Source organism: Leisingera aquaemixtae (assembly GCF_019801145.1).
GTDB classification, from domain to species: Bacteria; Pseudomonadota; Alphaproteobacteria; order Rhodobacterales; family Rhodobacteraceae; genus Leisingera; species Leisingera aquaemixtae_A.
Genome location: NZ_JAHVJQ010000029.1, coordinates 1 through 4,982 on the forward strand (window position 1 = coordinate 1; position 4,982 = coordinate 4,982).

Genomic DNA, 4,982 nt, shown 5'->3' on the forward strand with positions numbered 1-4,982 from the left:
ACTGCGGCGAGGGCTGGAGCAGTGCGCCAAGTTTTCTCTACGTCATGAAGCTTAAACTCGCCAAAGGTGCCAAGCTGATCAAACTCGGCTACAGCCGCGATCCCGTCTCCCGCCTTTACAACCAACTTCTGAAGACCAAGGAGACGGAGGCGCAGGTCCTGCGGACAGTTCCCATCAGCTCCGGCCACACAGCTGTGCAAATTGAGAAAGGCCTGCATGCGCGGCTGAAGGCGGAGCACCCCGACAGCGTCGCGCCGCCAGACCTCTACGCAGATGAATTGAGGGTCAAAAGTGAGGTCTATTTTCCGGATGTGTGCCAGGTGATCTTCGCGATGCTCGACGCCATCAACGCGGAAGAAGACAGCTAAGCGCCTCCCTCTTCAATTTCCGAACTGTTTCACGCCCGGCTCTGCCAGGCGCCTGATCCTCTTTGCCTGTTCACTGGAGGTTTGCCATGAACCAATCCAACCACTCCCCCGCGCGCCCCGATTGGTGGAAGTTCGCTGAAGACTGCGCCCGCCGCTATCATCTCTACTACGAAGAGCTGCAGCAGACGCGGCGCAAGACACTCAAAGAAGACGCGCCAGACGACAGTGCTGGCACCGGGGAGCCCCTTGTGCCCCCAGCACCGGATCGACCCCATTCTTTGCTGCACCATCTGAGCAAGCACCCCGACGCGCGGCATCTGCCGCCGGAACTCTGGGAACACCTGGAGCAGGAAGGCGCCGACCCATTTGCCTGCGATGAGACAGGTCGCTGGCTGCCGCACACAGACCTGCCGGCAGACAAGCTGCTTCTGCTGCTTCGGATTTCCGCGGCCTTCGGCTCCCCGGCGGCGGTAGACGCGCAGCTTGCCCGGGGCGCCGTGCTGATCCTGCGCAACATTCCAGTTCCCGGGTTTTCCGGCGTGGAAAATATCCTCAACCACGCCCTGCTGCCGCCGGGCTGGCAGGCCTATGACGCCCGGCGCCAGGTGCAGCTGCCTCAGCGCGTGACCCTTGCTGTCCCCAGCACCCGCAATGGCGCGATTGAGCAGGGTCACTTTGATGAACTGCAGGATCTGATCATCAAAGGCCTGGCGCACAGCCAGCCTTTGTGGATCTGCTTGCCGGACGAGATGGCGCTGCCGGCGCCGCTGGTGGCGGAGCACTGTCATCAGCTGACAGTGCCGCAAGTGGACGCGGATTTTCTGATCGCCCTGCTGCGTCAGACCCACAGCCGGACAGGCCGCATTGATGAAGCCGCCGCCCGTGCCGCGCTGCCCCGGAACGGCCAGTTGCAAGAGCTCTCCACCCCCGCACTCTCTTTTGCCCTGCGTGCGCCCACAGCGAAGAAGATGGCGCAGCGCCTGTCCCAGGCACTTACCGCCCCGGCAACGCCGGAACCCGAAGCCGGAACACCACCAAGAGAGATCACCGGCATCGGCCCGTCCTATGACACCGCCCGGCAACTGGTTGCGGACCTGCGGCTCTGGGCCGAAGGCGGCGTGGCCTGGAATGAGATCCCGCACTCCTTGCTGCTTTTTGGCGCGCCAGGCACCGGCAAAAGTTATCTGGCCAGGGCAATGGGCCGGAGCGCCGCTGTCAATTGCGTCGAGACCAGCTGCGCCGAGTGGCAAAGCGCCGGTCATCTTGGCAACCTGCTGCTCGCGATGCGAAGAAGCTTTGACGACGCCCGGAAGAATGCGCCCTGTATCCTTTTCTTGGATGAGATTGACGCGATCGGTTCCCGCGACAGTGCCAGCGACAACAGTGCCAGCTACAGGCGCCAAGTGGTTGCTGGCTTTTTGGAGCAGATGGACCGCATCAGCCTGGAGGAAGGGATCATGGTGGTTGGTGCCTGCAACCACCCGCAGCACATCGACCCCGCGGTGCTGAGAGCCGGGCGGTTTGACATCAAGATCGAGATGCCGCTGCCAAGCAAGGCAATGCTGCAGCATCTCCTTGCCGAGCGGCTGCAGAACACATTCTCTGAGGATGTGCTGCAGCAGCTGGCGCGGGACTCCATCGGAAAGACCGCCGCCGACGTTGACGCCGCGGTGCGCTCTGCCCGCAGTGAAGCCCGGCACAGCGGCTGCCCACTCGATCTGCAGCTTCTGCGCCGCCATCTCGGTGTCAGGGAGCTGGAGGAGAACCACGGCCTGCTTTACCGCATTTGCGTCCATGAATGCGGCCATGCCATCGCCGCCTGGATCTTCGGAGAGGCGATCACGCAGGTCCGGGTTGCTGCCGCAGGCGGAACAATCGAACGGGATGTTCCCCCGAATCCGGGTCTGGCGTCAGATTTCGACCGTCAGCTCTACGTCCACCTCGCGGGGCGGGCGGCGGAGCGGCTCATCTTCGGGGTTGTTTCTGCCGGAGCCGGCGGGGGCGCAACGTCCGATTTGGCACAGGCTGCGCGGATGGCCCTGGCGATGGATTATGAGCTTGGGCTTGGGGCCATCGGCAACGCCTGGCTCGGGACCCCGGACTTTGCCCGTTTGACTGCAGAAGAACGCACGCGCCTGCAGGAACGGCTCGACCATGCCGAGGACGTCGCGCGTGCTTTGTTGTACCCCCACAAGCACCTTCTCAAAGAAATGGCCTCGGTTCTGGTTCGGGAAAGGGAGTTTGGCGGAGAAGCCATCAAGTGCTGGCTGCGTGACGTGCCGCGCAAAAATGGCCCAGAGCAGGTCCTGGACCAGTAGATGCGCCCGCCAACCAAGCCGCCCCGACGCGAGGTTTGCACAAAGCTAATGTGCAAACTTCCGCGGCGCAGGCTCCGGTTGGTCCAAAATCCGGATAATTCCCTTCCGGAAATACTTTGTCCCAAAGCCCCGCCGGGGCGGTCTATGCCCCGCATCCCTGCCCAGCTCCCTCTGCAGAGGGAAAGTTCCGTATTTCTAGGCCCTTATCCACAATTTCCGTCTCCGCAGGGTTACAACCCGGGTCGATCCAACCCGGTCCGGCGCAGTAAACTGTCTCCATCAGCACACGCGGGCGGCCACCGCCCACCGGAGACAGGAGACCTCGGCCAATGGCACGGGACCGGAAGAGACATGCCGAATGCCAGCAGGCGCCGGAAACACCCGGCCGCCCGCAAAACGGCTCCTGCCGGCAGGACGCCGGCACCCGCGCGTCACTTCACGACCTCCTGCGCGCCCTCGCCCGCGAGGCAGCCCGCACCGACCACCGGGACGGCAAAACTCCCGGTTAACATCAAACCACCGGAGAACACCGCCATGTCCCAGCCCAGGCTCAGAGCAGCCATCTACGCCCGCTACTCGACAGACCTGCAACGCGACGCCTCTGTCGAGGACCAGATCCGCGACTGCACCGATTACGCCAAGGCCCAGGGGCTGGAGGTAGTGGCCACCTATTCCGACCGGGCCATCTCCGGCGCCAGCCTTATGCGCAGCGGCATGCAGGCCCTGTTGCGCGATGCGCGCGGCGGCACCTTCGATGTGGTTGTCTCGGAAGCCCTCGACCGTCTAAGCCGCAACCAGGCCGACATTGCCCACATCTACCAGGAATTTTGCTTCAGCGGCCTCCCGATCGAGACCGTGGCGGACGGGCTGATTTCGGAGATTCATATCGGGCTCAAGGGGACGATGAATGCCTTGCAGCTCAAGGATATCGCGATGAAGACCCACCGCGGCCTGAAGGGGCGTGCGCTGGCGGGCAAATCCGCTGGCGGCAAGGCTTACGGCTACGATCTGAAGCCGCAGCTCACAGCCAGTGGCGACCTGATCCGCGGCGAGCGCGAGATCAACCCGGAAGAGGCCAAGATCGTGCGCAGGATCTTCCAGGATTATGCCAGGGGTTTGTCTCCCAAGAAGATCGCAGAGGCGCTCAATACTGAAGGCGTGCCTGCGCCTTCCGGCCGCCATTGGGGCGCCTCCACCATCCATGGCAACCGCCAGCGCGGCTCCGGCATCCTGAACAATGAGCTCTACACCGGCCGGCAGGTCTGGAACCGGCTGCGCTACGTGAAGGATCCGCAGACCGGCAAGCGCATCTCGCGGCTGAACCCGGAAAGCGAGTGGACGATCACCGACGTTCCGCAGTTGCGGATCGTCGAACAGGATCTCTGGGATGCGGTCCGGGCCCGCCAGGGCGAACTGAAGACCGCGGGCACCAAAGTGCCGGTCTGGGACCGGCGGCGGCCAAAGACGCTGTTCTCCGGCCTGATGGCCTGCGGCTGCTGCGGCGGCGGCTTTGCTAAGATTTCGAAGGACAGCTTCGGCTGCTCCCCGGCAAGGAACAAGGGCGCCGCGGTCTGCAGCAACAAGCGCACGATCAAGCAGGCTGATCTGGAAGCCCGAGTTTTGGATGCGCTGGCGAACCACCTGATGGATCCGGACGCGGTGCAGATCTTCTGCGAAGAATACACTGCCGAGCGCAACCGGCTGAAGGCGGCAGCCGCCGGGAACCGCAAGGAAAAGGAACAGGCGCTCGCCCGTGCAAAACGCGACCACCAGAAGCTGGTGGATGCGATCATTGCGGGCATTCCCGCAGACCAGGTGAAAGACCGGATGATCGAGCTCGACACGCGGCGCCAGCAGCTGGAACGGGAGCTGGAGCATACCCCTGCCCCGGACACGGTGGTGTTTCACCCGTCGATGGCGGAAGCCTACCGCGAACGGGTGTCGCGGCTGATCCAGACCCTTGGCCCCACCGAAGGCATGGAGGAAGCCAAGGAGGCGCTGCGCGCATTGGTGGAGCGGATCGTGCTGACGCCTGCGGCGGAGGGCGCTGGCCTGGATCTGACGCTGGAGGGGGATCTGGCCGGTCTCTTGCGGCTTGCGGCGGGTGCGGAAGGCGCGGACACGAAGAAGGCTCCGGATGGTAGCTCCGAAGCCTTTGATATTTCTGAGGAAATTGTGTTGGTTGCGGGAGCAGGATTTGAACCTGCGACCTTCAGGTTATGAGCCTGACGAGCTACCTGGCTGCTCCATCCCGCGTCAGGTGTTTTTGTATCGTTTAGAGAGATGTTTGGATTTT

Annotated in this window: 3 protein-coding genes, 1 tRNA gene and 1 pseudogene; 3 read left to right on the forward strand and 2 right to left on the reverse strand. The window is 63.3% G+C overall.

The genetic code is table 11. The annotated features are described in order from the left end of the window. Window positions 1–368 (forward strand): annotated as a pseudogene (locus KUW17_RS23075) (GIY-YIG nuclease family protein); the annotation flags it as partial. 86 nt (window positions 369–454) lie between these two features. Next, window positions 455–2,686, forward strand: coding sequence for an AAA family ATPase (locus tag KUW17_RS23080; protein ID WP_222482637.1), 2,232 nt, complete (start codon window positions 455–457; stop codon window positions 2,684–2,686). A gap of 431 nt (window positions 2,687–3,117) precedes the next feature. Here the strand turns inward: KUW17_RS23080 and KUW17_RS23445 are convergent, their stop codons facing one another. Continuing rightward, the gene (locus KUW17_RS23445) at window positions 3,118–3,249 is read right to left on the reverse strand and encodes a hypothetical protein (RefSeq protein ID WP_261397385.1); all 132 of its coding nucleotides are present in this window, start codon (window positions 3,247–3,249) and stop codon (window positions 3,118–3,120) included. Between KUW17_RS23445 and KUW17_RS23085 the strand changes: the two genes are divergently transcribed. Further along, entirely contained in the window at window positions 3,221–4,909 is a 1,689-nt protein-coding gene (locus tag KUW17_RS23085; protein WP_222482638.1) for a recombinase family protein, read from the forward strand. The genes KUW17_RS23445 and KUW17_RS23085 overlap by 29 nt on opposite strands. Here the strand turns inward: KUW17_RS23085 and KUW17_RS23090 are convergent. Next, window positions 4,866–4,942 (reverse strand) — tRNA-Met (locus KUW17_RS23090). The two genes, KUW17_RS23085 and KUW17_RS23090, sit on opposite strands and share 44 nt — an antisense overlap. Window positions 4,943–4,982: the final 40 nt, after the last annotated feature.